8 protein-coding genes and 2 pseudogenes are annotated in these 15,039 nt (G+C 70.6%); 2 read left to right on the top strand and 8 right to left on the bottom strand.

Features of this window, described 5'->3' with window-relative positions; translation table 11 throughout:
* Positions 1–81: 81 nt before the first annotated feature.
* From ABZ370_RS23405 to kdpF, 5 genes are read right to left on the bottom strand one after another with little or no spacing between them, the layout of a single operon-like run.
* A complete protein-coding gene (locus ABZ370_RS23405) occupies positions 82–2,586 on the bottom strand; it encodes an ATP-binding protein (protein WP_358624504.1) in 2,505 nt (834 codons plus the stop codon).
* Positions 2,587–2,606: 20 nt separating this feature from the next.
* Positions 2,607–3,236 (bottom strand): potassium-transporting ATPase subunit KdpC, encoded by a 630-nt coding sequence (kdpC, locus tag ABZ370_RS23400; protein WP_358624141.1) that lies wholly within the window; start codon positions 3,234–3,236, stop codon positions 2,607–2,609.
* Between the two features lie 27 nt (positions 3,237–3,263).
* Positions 3,264–5,351 carry a potassium-transporting ATPase subunit KdpB gene (kdpB, locus tag ABZ370_RS23395; protein ID WP_358624139.1) on the bottom strand — a complete coding sequence of 696 codons (2,088 nt, stop codon included), beginning with the start codon at positions 5,349–5,351 and terminating at the stop codon, positions 3,264–3,266.
* Positions 5,351–7,015 (bottom strand): potassium-transporting ATPase subunit KdpA, encoded by a 1,665-nt coding sequence (gene kdpA, locus ABZ370_RS23390; RefSeq protein ID WP_358624137.1) that lies wholly within the window; start codon positions 7,013–7,015, stop codon positions 5,351–5,353. The genes kdpB and kdpA overlap by 1 nt, the downstream gene beginning before the upstream one ends.
* Positions 7,015–7,104: a K(+)-transporting ATPase subunit F gene (gene kdpF, locus ABZ370_RS23385; RefSeq protein WP_358624135.1), complete on the bottom strand. Its 90-nt coding sequence runs from the start codon at positions 7,102–7,104 to the stop codon at positions 7,015–7,017. The genes kdpA and kdpF overlap by 1 nt, the downstream gene beginning before the upstream one ends.
* 315 nt (positions 7,105–7,419) lie before the next feature.
* Between kdpF and ABZ370_RS23380 the strand changes: the two are divergent.
* A pseudogene (locus ABZ370_RS23380) lies at positions 7,420–7,809 on the top strand (cation:proton antiporter); the annotation flags it as partial.
* A gap of 53 nt (positions 7,810–7,862) precedes the next feature.
* Here the strand turns inward: ABZ370_RS23380 and ABZ370_RS23375 are convergent.
* Both ABZ370_RS23375 and ABZ370_RS23370 read right to left on the bottom strand, forming a co-directional pair.
* On the bottom strand, positions 7,863–9,743 hold the full coding sequence (locus tag ABZ370_RS23375; RefSeq protein ID WP_358624132.1) for an APC family permease: 1,881 nt from the start codon (positions 9,741–9,743) through the stop codon (positions 7,863–7,865).
* 482 nt (positions 9,744–10,225) lie between these two features.
* A pseudogene (locus ABZ370_RS23370) lies at positions 10,226–10,393 on the bottom strand (diaminopimelate decarboxylase); the annotation flags it as partial.
* 393 nt (positions 10,394–10,786) lie between these two features.
* Here ABZ370_RS23370 and ABZ370_RS23365 point away from each other — a divergent pair.
* A complete protein-coding gene (locus tag ABZ370_RS23365; protein WP_358624129.1) occupies positions 10,787–13,285 on the top strand; it encodes a DUF4118 domain-containing protein in 2,499 nt (832 codons plus the stop codon).
* A 15-nt stretch (positions 13,286–13,300) separates the two neighbouring features.
* Here the strand turns inward: ABZ370_RS23365 and ABZ370_RS23360 are convergent, their stop codons facing one another.
* A complete protein-coding gene (locus ABZ370_RS23360; protein ID WP_358624501.1) occupies positions 13,301–14,725 on the bottom strand; it encodes a hypothetical protein in 1,425 nt (474 codons plus the stop codon).
* Between the last annotated feature and the right edge of the window lie 314 nt (positions 14,726–15,039).

The raw sequence follows: 15,039 nt of genomic DNA, 5'->3' as shown, positions 1-15,039 counted from the left end.
TGACGGCGTAGTGCTGGGCCCGCAGGATCATGGCCAGCGCCCGCAGGAGCTGCGGGTCGTCCTCGGCCACGAGGGCGCTCCTCATGCCACGGCCCTCGCTTCCAGGGACGGGGCGACGGGCAGGGATACGACCATCGTCAGGCCGCCGCCGGGGGTGTCCTCGGGGATGAGGAGGCCGTCCATGGCCTCGGTCAGGCCACGGGAGAGGGCGAGCCCGAGACCGAGGCCGGTGGTGTTGTCGGTGTCCCCGAGCCGCTGGAACGGTTCGAAAATCCGCTCCCGGTCGGATGGGGGCAGGCCGGGGCCTCGGTCGACGATCCGCAGTTCGACGCGGGAGGCCAGGACGCTGGCGTTGATCAGTACTTGTGCGCCTTCGGGGGTGTGCCGTACGGCGTTGGTGACCAGGTTCGCGATGACGCGCTCCAGGAGGGGAGGGTCGGCGAGGATGTCGGGGACGTCCTCCAGGCCCTGGGTGGTGATGTGGACGGGGCTGTCGGGCAGCGTGTCCAGTGCCAGCGGGGTGATTTCGGACAGGGCCGTGGGCTGGAGGCGCAGGGTGAGGGCACCGGCCTGGAGGCGGCTCATGTCGAGGAGGTTGTCCACCAGCCGGTTGAGCTTGGCCATCGACTCTTCGGCGGTGGTCAGGAGTTCGTCGCGGTCCTCTTCGGAGAACTCCACGTCGCGGCTGCGCAGCGAGCTGATGGCGGCCCAGCCGCTGGCGATCGGGGTGCGCAGGTCGTGGCTGACGGCGGCGAGGAGGGCGGTGCGCATCCGGTCGGCGGCCTTGACCGGCTCGACCTCGGCGGCGGCCTCGGCCAGCCGGGCGCGTTCCAGGGCGGCGGCCACGTGTCCGGCGAAGGCGGTGAGCACCCGGCGTTCGGAGGCGTCGAGGCGGCGGCCGGTCAGAACGAGGAGGTCGTCGGGGCCCACAGGAACGGCGACGGACCGGGCGCCTTCTCCGGCCGCCGCTTCCCCCTCCGGGCCGGTACGGGAGGTGAGTTCGGCGGAGTCCATGCCGAACGCCTCCCGCGTATGGTCCAGGAGGCCCTGCACCGTCTGGTCGCCTCGCAGCACGTCGCCCGCCAGGGAGGAGAGGGTTTCCGCTTCGGCGGTGGCGGTAGCCGCGCGGCGGGACAGCCGCAGGGAGCGGTCGACGATGGTCGCGACGGTCACAGCGACCCCCGCGAAGGCGGCGAGCGCCAGCGCGTTGTTCAGCGTGCTGATGGTGAACTGGCCGATGGGCGGGATGAAGTAGTAGTTGAGCAGCAGCGACGCCGTGATCGAGGCGAGCAGCGCGGAGACCACGCCGCCGATGCAGGCGACGCCGACGACGGTGAGCAGGAAGAGCAGTGCCTCGCTGGTGAGGTTGAGTGCGCCGCGGTTGGTGGCGAGGACGGCGGTCAGGAGCGGCGGGAGGACGAGCCCGGCGATCGGCCCGGCCACCTTGCGGACGCGTGACAGGCTGCTTCTGCGGGTGGGCAGGAGTCGGCCGCGCCCGGCCCGTTCGTGGGTGATCATGTGGACGTCGATGTCGCCGGAGAGTTCGACGGTGGTCTCCCCGACACCGCGCCCGGTGAGGAAGCGCAGCAGGTGGCCGCGGCGGCTGGTGCCCATGACCAGTTGGGTGGCGTCCTCGGCGCGGGCGAAGTCCAGCAGTGCGGTGGGGATGTGGTCGCCGACGACGGAGTGGAAGCTGCCGCCCAGGGACTCCACGAGTTCCCGCTGCTTGGTGAGTGCTGCCGGGGAGGCGTCCATCAGGCCGTCGCTGCGGGCGATGTGGACGGCCAGCAGGTCGCCGCCGGCCGAGCGGTCGACGATCCGGGCGGCGCGGCGGATCAGCGTCTCGCCCTCCGGACCGCCGGTGACGGCGACGACCACCCGCTCGCGGGTTTCCCACACGCCCCCTATCCCGTGCTCGAAGCGGTACTTCTGCAGGGCCTCGTCCACCCGCCCCGCGACCCACAGCAGCGCCAGCTCGCGCAGGGCGGTGAGGTTGCCGAGGCGGAAGTAGTTGGCCAGCGCGGCGTCCACCTTCTCGGGTGCGTAGATGTTTCCGTGCGCCATGCGGCGGCGCAGCGCTTCACCGGCCATGTCGACCAGCTCGATCTGGTCGGCGCGGCGCACGATCTCGTCCGGCACGGTCTCGCGCTGCGGTACGCCGGTGATCTTCTCCACGACGTCGTTGAGCGATTCGAGGTGCTGGATGTTGACGGTGGTGACGACGTCGATCCCGGCCTTGAGCAGTTCCTCGATGTCCCGCCACCGCTTGGTGTTGCGGCCGCCGGGGACGTTGGTGTGGGCGAGTTCGTCGATGAGCGCCACCCGCGGTGCGCGGGCCAGGATCGCGTCGACGTCCATGTCGGTGAAGGTGGTGCCGCGGTATTCGCGTGCGGCCCGGGGAACGGTCTCCAAGCCGTCGAGCATCTCCTCGGTGTACCGGCGCTTGTGGCATTCGACGAAGCCCACCACCACGTCCATGCCCCGGCGGGCCCGGCGCCGCCCTTCGTCCAGCATCCGGTAGGTCTTGCCGACCCCGGGCGCGGCCCCGAGAAACACCTTCAGCGTGCCGGGCCGTCTGCCCGGCATTCCGGCGGGGCTGTTCGACGTCACGAGCGGTCGGCCAGTGCGGCGTTGAGTTCGACGACGTTCACGCGTTCCGCACCCAGGAAGCCGACAACACGGCCCTGGACGTGGTCGGCGACCAGGTGGCGAACCGTCGCCGCCGTCAGGCCGCGGGCCTTGGCGACGCGGTTGACCTGCTCGTACGCGTACGCCTTGGAGATGTGCGGGTCGAGCCCGGAACCGGAGGCGGTGACGGCGTCGACGGGTACGTCCTCGGGCTTGACGCCGTCGAACTTCGCGACCGCGCCGCGCCGCTCCTTGACCGTCTTGACGAGGCTCTTGTCGTTCGGGCCGAGGTTGGACGCGCCGGAGGCCAGCGGGTCGTAGCCGCCGGCGGACGGGCGCGGCTGGAACCACTTCGGGTCGGGCCTGGGCGCCTCGTTCGGGTCGTCGGGGTGCTTCTTGGGCAGGTTGAAGTTCTGGCCGAGCAGGCTGGAGCCGACGGTTTTGCCGTGCCGCTCGATCTTCGAGCCGTTCGCCTGGTCCGAGAACGCCGCCTGCGCCACGCCGGTGACGGCGAGCGGATAGATGACCCCGGTAAGCGCGGTGAACACGAGCAGCATCCGCAGCGCCGACAGATGGCTCCGGACCACGGGGGGAAGGTGGCTGGGCATGATGAGGGCCTTCTTCGGTGTCGTGGGTCAGCGGAGTCCGGGGATGAACTGGACGACCAGGTCGATCAGTTTGATGCCGATGAACGGCAGGACGAGCCCGCCGAGACCGTAGATCCAGATGTTGCGGCTCAGCAGGGCCGCGGCCGAGGAGGGCCGGTAGCGCACCCCGCGCAGGGCGAGCGGGATCAGCGCGACGATGATCAGCGCGTTGAACACGATCGCCGAGGCGATGGCCGAGGTCGGGCTGTGCAGCTGCATGATGTTGAGCTTGTCCAGGCCCGGATAGGCGGCGGTGAACATGGCCGGGATGATCGCGAAGTACTTCGCGACATCGTTGGCGATCGAGAAGGTGGTCAGCGCGCCACGGGTGATCAGCAGCTGTTTGCCGATCTCCACGATCTCGATGAGCTTGGTCGGGTTGGAGTCCAGGTCGACCATGTTCCCGGCCTCCTTGGCGGCCGAGGTGCCGGTGTTCATGGCCACGCCGACATCGGCCTGGGCGAGCGCCGGGGCGTCGTTCGTGCCGTCGCCGGTCATCGCCACCAGCTTGCCGCCCGCCTGCTCGCGCTTGATGAGCGCCATCTTGTCCTCGGGCGTGGCCTCCGCCAGGAAGTCGTCCACCCCCGCCTCATCGGCGATGGCCCGGGCGGTCAGCGGGTTGTCACCCGTGATCATCACGGTCTTGATGCCCATCCGGCGCAGCTCGTCGAACCGCTCCCGCATCCCGTGCTTGACGACGTCCTTGAGGTGGATCACGCCCAGCACCCGAGCCGATGCGTTCTTGCGCTCGGCGACCACGAGCGGGGTGCCGCCCGCCTCCGAAATCCGGTCCACGACCGACTGGACCTCGGTGTCCGACTGCCCGCCGTGTTCGGTCACCCAGGTGGCGACCGCCGTCGCGGCGCCCTTGCGGACCTCCCAGCCGTCGATGTTCACCCCGCTCATCCGGGTCTGGGCGGTGAACGGCACGAACTCGGCGTGTCCCAGCTCGCCCTCGTCCCGGGCCCGCAGCCCATACTCCTCCTTCGCCAGGACGACGACGGAGCGGCCCTCGGGGGTCTCGTCGGCCAGCGACGACAACTGGGCGGCGTCCGCGAGCTCATCGACGTCCACCCCGCCGACCGGCAGGAACTCGGCGGCCTGACGGTTGCCGAAGGTGATGGTGCCGGTCTTGTCCAGCAGCAGGGTGTTGACGTCTCCCGCGGCCTCGACCGCCCGCCCCGACATCGCCAGGACATTGCGCTGCACGAGCCGGTCCATGCCCGCGATGCCGATCGCGGACAGCAGCGCCCCGATGGTCGTCGGGATGAGCGCGACCACGAGGGCGACCAGGACGACGATGGTCTGCTCGGCGCCCGCGTAGATCGCGAACGGCTGAAGCGTGACGACCGCCAGCAGGAAGACGATGGTCAGCGACGCCAGGAGGATGTTCAACGCGATCTCGTTCGGTGTCTTCTGCCGGGCGGCGCCCTCGACCAGGGCGATCATCCGGTCGATGAAGGTCTCCCCCGGCTTGGAGGTGATCTTTACGACGATCCGGTCCGAGAGCACCTTCGTACCGCCGGTCACCGCCGACCGGTCACCACCGGACTCGCGGATGACCGGCGCCGATTCCCCGGTGATGGCCGACTCGTCGACCGACGCCACACCCTCGACGACATCACCGTCGCCCGGGATGATGTCCCCCGCCTCGCAGACCACCAGATCGCCGACGCGGAGCATGGTGCCCGGCACCTGCTCCTCGGCCCCCTGCGTCAGACGGCGCGCGACCGTCTCGGTCTTGGCCTTGCGCAGCGTGTCGGCCTGCGCCTTGCCACGGCCCTCGGCCACGGCCTCGGAGAGGTTGGCGAAGACCGCGGTCAGCCACAGCCACACGGTGATCACCCAGGCGAAGACGCTCGGGTCCTTGATCGCCGAGAGGGTGGTGAGGACCGCGCCGACCTCCACGACGAACATGACCGGGTTCTTGACCATGGTCCGGGGATCGAGCTTTTTGACCGCGTCGGGCAGGGACACCCAGAGCTGCTTGGGATCCAGCAGCCCGCCGGAGACGCGATGCGAGGTGTTCGGGTCGTCCCCGGGCACGCCCCGGGGGTCGAGGGTGGTGGAGGACATCACTGAAGACCTTCCGCGAGCGGCCCCAGCGACAGCGCGGGGAAGTACGTGAGACCGACGACGATGACGACCACGGCGGTCAGAAGACCGACGAACTGAGGCCGGTGCGTGGGCAGCGTCCCGGCCGTGACCGGCACCGGCGCCTGCTTGGCGAGCGAACCGGCCAACGCCAGCACGAACACCATCGGCAGGAAACGGCCCAGGATCATGGCGATCCCGAGCGCGGTGTTGTACCACTCGGTGTTCACGCTCAGCCCGGCGAACGCGGAGCCGTTGTTGTTGGCGGCCGAGGTGAAGGCGTACAGCACCTCGGAGAAGCCGTGCGGACCGCTGTTCAGCATCCCGGCGCGCTCACCGGGCAGCGCCATCGCAAGACCCGCACCGGCCAGCACGACGGCGGGCGTGGTGAGGATGTACAGGGAGGCGAACTTCATCTCCCGGCCGCCGAGCTTCTTCCCCAGGTACTCGGGCGTACGCCCGACCATGAGCCCGGCCACGAAGACCGCGATGATCGCCAGGATGAGAATGCCGTACAGGCCGGAGCCGGTGCCGCCGGGCGCGATCTCGCCCAGCATCATGTTGAAGATCGTCATACCGCCGCCGAACGGCGAGAACGAATCGTGGAATGAGTTCACCGCGCCGGTGGAGGTGAGCGTGGTGGACACGGCGAACAGGGCCGAGGCCCAGATGCCGAACCGCTGCTCCTTGCCCTCCATCATCCCGCCCGCCGCGTGGCCTGCCTGGCTGCTGACGCTGTGGAGTTCGTTGACCGTCACGACGGCGACCGATGCTGCCCAGATCAGGGCCATGACGGCGACGATCGCGTAGCCCTGGCGGTTGTCCCCGACCATCCGGCCGAAGGTGCGCGGCAGCGCGAACGCGATCACCAGCAGCAGGTAGATCTCCAGCCAGTTGGTGAAGGCGTTGGGGTTCTCGAAGGGGTGGGCGGAGTTGGCGTTGTAGAAGCCACCACCGTTGGTGCCCAACTCCTTGATGACCTCCTGGGACGCCACCGGGCCTCCGGTGAGGCTCTGGTGGTCCCCGGCGATGGTCGAGATCGACTCGATGCCGTGGAAGTTCTGGATCACACCGCCCGCCACGAGCACGATCGCGAAGACGAACGCGATCGGCAGCAGCACCCGCAGCACGATGCGGGTGAGGTCCACCCAGAAGTTGCCGACCCGGTCGGTCTTCTTGCGCGTGAAGCCACGGATCAGCGCGGCGACGACCGCGATGCCCACCGCCGCGGAGACGAAGTTCTGCACGGCGAGACCGGCCATCTGCACCAGATGGCCCATCGTCGCCTCGCCCGAGTACGACTGCCAGTTGGTGTTGGTGACGAAGGACGCCGCCGTGTTGAAGGACTGGTCCGGCGACACTGGCTTCATGCCGATCGACAGCAGCAGATGGTTCTGCAGCCGCAGGAATCCGTACAGGAAGAGGACCGACACCACGGCGAACGCGAGCACGCTGCGCAGATACGCCGGCCACCGCTGGTCGGCGTTGCCGTCCACCCCGCCCAGCCGGTAGATCAGCCGCTCGGCGCGCAGGTGCTTGGGCGTGGTGAGGACGTGGGCGATGTAGTCGCCCAGGGGGCGGTAGGACAGCGCCAGCGCGCCGACCAAGGCAAGGACCTGGAGCCAGCCCGCGAGAGTGTCGTTCACTAGAACTTCTCCGGGAAAATCAGCGCCAGAACCAGATAGCCCAGAAGGGCCACGGCGACGATGAGTCCGACGACGTTGTCCACGCTCACAGCCGTTCCACCCCCTTGGCCGCCAGGCCGATGAGGGCGAACGTGGCGATGGTCACCACGATGAAGACCACGTCTGACATAACGGGACCCCGTCGAGTCGTACGAACGTCCCCGCTCCCGTTGGAGCGGGCGGTGTCGGCACATGACCGGCCTTCGTAGCGAAGCGCGGTACACGGCCGCCGACGACCCTTGTTAGCGCGGCCCTGACGTGTCGGACGAAGACGTTGACGACGCCTTGACGCGAATCGGGCCGATAGAGTGAAAGAGGTGCGCCGGGAAGTCTGGTCGGCACGGGACGAATGCGTCCCGTAGACGATCGGGCCCCCGCTGCTGTACGCCTCCGCCGAGGAGCTGTCCTGGCGGGAGTTGCGGCCGTCGCCCCGCTGCCGCTGGCCATGGCCTTCGTTCTGGGCGCCGTGCTGGCCAGCACTGATCCGGTCGCGGTCACCGCGCTGGGACGGCGGCTCGCGCTGCCGCCGCGCGTGCGGACACTCGTACAGGCCGAGAGCCTGTTCAACGACGCGACCTCGCTGGTGCTGTTCCGCCTGGCGATCTCGGTCGCCAGCATCGTGGTCCTGATCCGCCGCCGCACGCGCGATCCGGTGCTGGAGACGGTGATCCCCCTGGTCACACACCTCGGGAGTCACCGCGGTGGTGGTCACCGGCGTCATCCTCAGCAGCACCGGACACCAGCTCACCGACGCCCACGCCCAGCACGAGGAGGCCGGGCTTGGCGAGACCCTGAGCGGCGGACGTCGTCAGATCATCGGCAGCCGGAAGCGCAGGCGGCAGATCACCGCGTCGGTGTCGCGGCGCACCGCGTGCGCGACAACGGCGCCTCGCTGGTTCTGGAGGAGCCGCTGCCACAGGTGGGCGGGCTCGGTTTCGGGGATGAGGACGGTGATCCGGGACTCGGGGTGCCGGGCGGTCAGCTCGCGTACGTACGCGGCGAGCGGGCGGCCCAGCGAGCGGCTGGTGGAGGGTACGTCGATCAGGTCGGTGCCGGGGTTCCACAGTTCCCAGTCGCGGCGCAGCGTTTCGGCGGCCCGCCGGTCCTCCGGATCGGGATGGACGACGGTGACGGCGTGGATCTGGTCGCCGAGGGAGGCGGCGGCGCCCAGCGCCTCGCGGGTGAGCCGGGACAGCCCGGCGACCGGGACGACGACCAGCGAGTGGCCGGGATGCGGTGCGTCGGGGATGCGGCCGAGTTCCAGGGCCTGGCCGATCCGGTCGTACGCGCGATGGATACGTCCGAAGACGAGGACGAGCAGCGGCAGGGCGATGACGATGAGCCAGGCGCCCTCGGTGAACTTGGTGGCGGTGACGACGATCGCTGCGACGCCGCTGAGCAGGGCGCCGAAGCCGTTCAGTACGGCCTTGCCCTGCCAGCCGGGGGTGCGCTGCTCGCGCCAGTGGCGGACCATGCCGGTCTGGCACAGGGTGAAACCGACGAAGACCCCGATGGCGAAGAGCGGTACGAGGGTGTTGGTGTCCCCGCCGGACGCGATCAGCAGGACGGCGGAGGCTGCGGCCAGGGCGAGCACGCCATGACGGTGTACCTGGCGGTCGGCCTTCAGAGCGAAGACATGCGGCAGGTGGTTGTCTCGGGCGAGCAGGCTCATCAGGACGGGCAGCCCACCGAACGAGGTGTTGGCGGCCAGGGCGAGCAGCACCATGGTCGCGAACTGCACGACGTAGAAGGCCCAGTTGTGGCCGAGGGAAGCGTCGGCGAGCTGGGCCAGGACGGTCACGCCCTCGACCGGCTGGAGATGGAAGCGGCCGATCAGCACCGACAGCCCGATCAGCATGACGCCCAGCAGCGCGCCGAGGGCGACCTCGGTGCGCTGGGCGCGGCGTGCGGCGGGGGCGCGGAAGGACGGTACGGCGTTGGCGACGGCCTCGACCCCGGTCAGCGCCGAGCAGCCGGACGCGAACGCCTTCAGCAGGAGCAGCGCCCCGACCGTGGTCGCGCTGTGGCCAAGTGCGGTGGCATGTCCGTCGGCGGTGGCGGTGCTGAGCGGCGCGGAGCGGAACAGACCCACGGCGATGATGGTGAGGATGGAGCCCACGAAGATCACGGTGGGGACGATGAACACACGAGCCGACTCCACGATGCCGCGCAGGTTGACGGCCGTCACCAGTGCGAGCACGGCCAGGCAGATCCCTACCCGGTCCGCGTACAGGGCCGGGAAGGCCGAGGTGAGCGCGGCGACTCCGGCGGTCACGGACACGGCCACGTTCAGGACGTAGTCCAGGACCAGCGACGCGGCCGCCACCAGCGCGGGCCGTCTGCCCAGATGCGCCTTGGCCACCGCGTACGCCCCGCCGCCGTTCGGGAAGGCGGCGATGACCTGCCGGTAGGAGGCGACCAGCACCGCCAGCAGCCCGGCGATGGCGAGCGTGACCGGCAGCGTGAACCCGAGCCCGCGCGCCCCCGCTGCGGCCAGCACCAGGACGATGGCCTCCGGGCCGTACGCCACGGACGCCATCGCGTCCAGCGACAGCGCCGCCAGGCCCTGGGTGGCGGTGAGCTTGTGCCGCTCGCCGGGGCCGTCGGGGCGTACGCCGGTATCAGGCGGCTCCTCATCGGCCCCGGTCGTGGCCGCGGCCGGGTCCTCGCCACGGAATACCTTCGTCATGTCGTCGCGCCTCCAGGTGGAACACATCGGAGTCCTCAGCTTCAGGCCGTGCACCGGGCGGGGCCGAGCCTCCTTATCGGATTCCTGGCACCGCACGCCGTGGTTTTGACGCCCCTCTGACGCCGCTCCCAGGTCCCCGTCAGGACCACGTCAATCCCCGGCGGCGCGGCGTCAGGAGCGCGACAACGGCCATGGCCCGGGGGCCGACGCGGTGCCACAGTGAGATCTCGCGGCGGAGAGAGCCGCGGAACGGCCGCTCAGCGGTGCGGGGTATCAGCGCGATGACCAGCACCGTCGCCGCTGACACCGCGGTCCGGCGCGTTCGCGGTGCCCGGCACCGCAACCTGAGTGCGCGTCGGTCCCCGTGGGGACACCGCGTTCCGCCCTCCCCGCTCTCTCCGCCGCACGCCACGGACTCCCCGCGGAGGGGCGGGCGCTCACGCGCCCCTCCGCGGGGGCAGGGCACTGGGCGGCTACAGCCCCACGTCGCGGCGGCGGATGTCGCCGGGCGGCTCCGCCTCGCCCGCCAGCACGTCCCCGGCCTCGCAGTGACGTCCGGCCACCGTGGCGGAGCTGAGCTGCGCCGTGGAGCGGCGGCCGACGAGACGGGGTGCGTAGCGCACTCCGTACAGCGCGGGCCGGGGATTCTCCGGCCGAGCGCACGTCGAGCCGGTGGTCTGCGGGAAGGGCCGCGGCTTCCGCCGTCCGCCGGGCGCCGAGGGCAGCGATCAGCCGACGGAGGGTGGAAAAGCCCACGGCGGTACGGCCGCCACGCGGTGTACGGGAACGTACAGCGTTCGCCCGGCCGGGAAGGGTTCTTCGGGCTCGGGGTCGTCTCCGTACAGACGACCGGTCATGTCGTTCCTCCAGGAGGTGCAGGAAGCCCCGTCCCTGACACGACGCTGACGTGAGGACGGCAAGTATTGACGCCGCCCCTGGCACTGCCGCCGTCCGGCCGCCCGTTCCGCGCCGCGGGGCGCACCATGGAAGGGCGAAAGGCGAGATCGGCATGCTCGGGGCAGTGTGCGCAGAGGAGGCCGTCGATGGCACGTGGACGGCTGCGAATCCACCTCGGGGCGGCGCCCGGGGTCGGGAAGACCTACGTCATGCTGCAGGAGGGGCAGCGGCTGCGCACACAGGGCGCCGACGTGGTGATCGGCCTGGTCGAGGCGCACGGGCGACGGCTGACCGCGGCCCTGGCCGAAGGGCTGGAGACCGTCCCCCGGCACACCCTGGTCCACCGCGGAGCGTCCTTCCCCGAGATGGACCTCGACGCCGTTCTGGTCCGCCATCCTCAGATCGCCCTCGTCGACGAGCTGGCCCACACCAACATCCCGGGGTCGCGCAACACCAAGCGCTGGCAAGACGTGAACGAACTCCTCGACGCCGGGATCGACGTCGTCACCACGCTCAACATCCAGCACCTGGAGTCGCTGAACGACGTCGTGCGGCAGATCACCGGCGTCACCCAGCACGAGACCCTGCCCGATGAGGTCGCACGCCGCGCCGACCAGATCGAACTGGTCGACCTGCTGCCCGAGACACTGCGCCGCCGCCTGGTGCACGGCGACGTCTATCCGCAGGACCGCGTCGAGGGCGCCCTCACCCACTACTTCCGGCTCGGCAATCTGACCGCGCTGCGTGAGCTGGCCCTGCTGTGGCTCGCCGACCGCGTCGAGGAGGGGCTTCAGCGCTACCGCGCCGAGCACGGCATCACCGCCCCCTGGGAGACCCGGGAACGCATCATGGTCGGCCTCACCGGCGGCCCCGAGGGCGAGACGCTGATCCGCCGCGCCGCCCGCATCACCGCACGCACACCGGGCAGCGAGCTGCTGGCCCTGCACGTCATCCCCGGCGACGGGCTCGCCCCACCGGCCAGCCCGGCCGTCATGACCGGACAGCGAGCCCTCGTGGAGTCGCTGGGCGGCAGCTACCACCAGACGATCGGGGAGGACATCCCCAAGGCGCTGCTGCGGTTCGCCGAGGACGAGAACGTCACCCAGATCGTGCTGGGCGCCAGCAGGCGCGGCCGGTTCTCCCTCTTCCTGCGGGCGGGCGTGGGGCAGCGGACCATCCACCGGTCCGGGCCCATCGACGTGCACATCGTCACCCATGAACAGGCGGCGAAGGGCCCCACCCTCCGGCTGCCGCAGCCGGCCCGTGGCACAGGCCAGGCGCGGCTGTGGTCCGCGGTGGCCGGAGCCGCGGTGCTGCTGCCCCTGCTGACGCTGCTCCTGATCGCCCTGCGTGACCAGGTGGGCCTCCCCGGCGCCCTGGTGATCTACATGCTCGCCGTCGTGATGACCGCCCTCGTCGGCGGAACCCTGCCCGCGCTGGTCACCGCCGCCGCGGCGGGGCTCCTCGCCGACTACTACTTCACGCAGCCCCTGCGTTCACTGGCCGTCGTGCAGACCATCGACGTCGTCGCGCTGGCCGTCTTCCTCGCCGTCGCATGGCTGGTCGGCACCCTGGCCGGCGCCGCGGCCCGCCGTACCGGTCAGGCCCGGCGGGCCACCTCCGAAGCCCGGATACTGAGCCGGCTGGCGGCTGCCATGATGCGCGGCCAGGACCTGCCGACCCTCCTCGAACAGGTACGCGAGAACTTCTCCCTGACCTCCGTCAGCCTGCTGGAACACGAGCCGGACCACGCCCCCGAACCACGCTGGTACATCATCGCCAGCACCGGCGAACGTCCACCCGAGCACCCCCACGAGGGCGACGTGGAGGCCCCCCTCGGCGACCGTCTCACCCTGGCCGCCCGCGGCCACCGGCTCAGCGACGACGACCAGCGCATCCTCGCCGCGTGCGCCGCACAGATCGGCATCGCACACACCCACGGCGAACTCACCCGGCACGCCGCCGAAACCGACACCCTCGTCGCCGCCGAACGCACCCGCGCCTCCCTGCTCCTCACCGCGAGCCACGATCTGCGGGCGCCACTGCGTACGGTCGAAGACGCGCTCACAGACCTGCCTCCCATGCCGCCCAACGGGTCCCGGCGCCTCGCGACAGCCCGCATGGCGGTGCGCCGCGCCACCCAGCTCCTCGCCGACCTCGACGATTTCAGCCGCCTGCACGCCGGAGCCCTGGACCTCTACCTGCGCCCGGTCGCCCTCGACGACGCGCTGACCGCGGCCCTCGACGACCTCGGCACCGGCGGGCGCGCCATCACCTTGCGCCTGCCGGAAGAACTGCCGTACGTCATCGCCGACGCCGCCCTCCTCACCCGCATCCTCACCGCGCTCGGCGCCGACGCGCTGCGCCACAGCCCGGTCGGCGAACCGCCGACCCTCACCGCCGAAGCCCAGTCGGACCGCCTGCACGTCCGCATCTCGGACGGCACCGCCCTGGGACCGCCCGGCGCCCGGGCCGACAGCCTGCCACTGCGGCTCTCCCGCGACCTCGCGGAGGCGATGAGCGGCACCCTGGACCACAGCACCGCCGACGGCGGCGCCTTCTCGGTGACCCTCACCCTCCCGACATCCGCACACCGCTCCGCCACGGTCACCGAGGCCCGGCCACCCACCGTCCCGGAGCGCTGAGGGTGGCCGCCGTGTTCAGGGGGCGATGCCCACGCCGTCGATCCGGCTCCAGGCCCTCTCCTGAGCGGACGTCATGACCGGCCAGGTCAGCCCTCCCGGCCGGGGCCGGACATGAGAGGCGTAGGGCTTGGGGTGGAAGCCGGAGTCGTAGAAACACCCGGTGCCATAGACGCGGTCGAACGTGGCGCAGGAGGATGCGACGGACCGCGGTGTGGGCTTGCTTCCTGTGCGCACCCAGGAGTCCAGCGCGGCGATGGAATCGGCGTACTCCGCATTGCTCAGCTCGCTGTGTTCACGCTCCTTGGTGAACGTCTGCACGAGGTTCTTCCCGCGATGCGCGCCATCGACGGTCGCCCGGTACGCCGCCTCGTGCTCGACGAACGCCGTGGGGTCGTCGATGGCGTGCATCGTCAGCACCGGGAGGGAAACGCTCCCGGTGAGGTCGCTGTCGTAGGAGAGGTCACGCCGGGCGTCGGGGGTGGCGGAGAAACGCTCGACGCCCGCGTTCAGTGCGGTGTCGTCGTGTGAACCGGAGTACCACACGCCCCGGTTGCCGAAGGGATTACGGTCGCCGAGCCGGCTGTGCACGATGTCGCGGAAGGTGAACACCGAGAAGCGCAGGTGGGACTCCAGTGTCCGCTCCGGAATGCGGGTGACGGCGAGGATGTCATCGAGGTTGCGCTGCTGCGGCGCGGTGCGTTCCTGAGGGGCGGAGGCGAAGCCGGTGCACTCCTGCAGGCGGGCGCGCAGCCCGGTCGTCGTCAGGGTCGACCCGGGACGCAGCCCCTGCCACAGCGGGTACTGAGGCTCACTGGGGCGTGGCAGGTTCCGGCAGTAGTACTGGTAGACCACCCTCAGATCGACGCGGTAGTCATAGCCCCGGGAGCCGCCGCCCAGGACACCGCTGGTGAGGAGGGCGCCGTCGTAGGGACCGTTGCTCTCCTTCCCGTACGTCTCCACCACCTTGGCAGCGACGTTTCCGCCCCAGGACTGGCCGTGTACGTAGGTCCGTTCGGGCTTGCCGAAGTCATCCACGAACAGACGGCGCAGATTCTCCGTGTCGGCAGCCGCCATGCGCGTTCCGTAGCCACCCCGCCGGTAGGACGACCCCGCCCAGGCATAGCCCTCGGACACCATCACCGACCAGCGGTCCAGGTCGCTGACGCTCCGCTCGGGATCGGACCCGTCGCCCAGGTCGGGACCGCCGTGAGCGTGGACGACCAGCGATCCGTTCCACTTCTTGGGAACGGCGATCGCGTAGTACGCCCCGTTGCTGTCCTGGCCGCTGTAGCACGTGGCCCTGTCGCCCACGCTCGCCGGGCACGGGACCGGTGCGGGGCGCGCCTGGGCCGCCTGGACCGGGCCGGCATAGCTCAGGGTCCCCGCGACGATGCCCGCGATACCGACGGCCGATGCCACGCTGCGCCGCACACGCGCCAGGCTTCGCAGAGGGGACGGTGCGTTCCGATCCGAGCTGTTCAAAGCAACGCTCCTGACCTTAAGTGGCGCTCCCTCGCGCCAGGCGTTGCGATGTTATGGACGCCTGTTCGCTCAACACCATTGAGCGGGGAGTTCCGTTCATAACGTGCACGGACCGCAGGAGACGTCAGCCATTCACGTCCAGGAGCATGCGAACGCGGCGACGCCGGGTCGGGGGGGGGGGGGGGCGGGCCCCCCCCCCCCCGCGGGGGGGCGGGGCCGCGACCGGGTCGCGGCCGGCCGGGGGGTGTAGCTGGTCGTGATATGACAAGAAA

The organism is Streptomyces sp. NPDC005962, assembly GCF_040629205.1.
Classification (GTDB): Bacteria; Actinomycetota; Actinomycetes; order Streptomycetales; family Streptomycetaceae; genus Streptomyces.
Note: the sequence above shows the minus strand (reverse complement) of the source record. Positions and strands in the feature narration are given on the sequence as shown.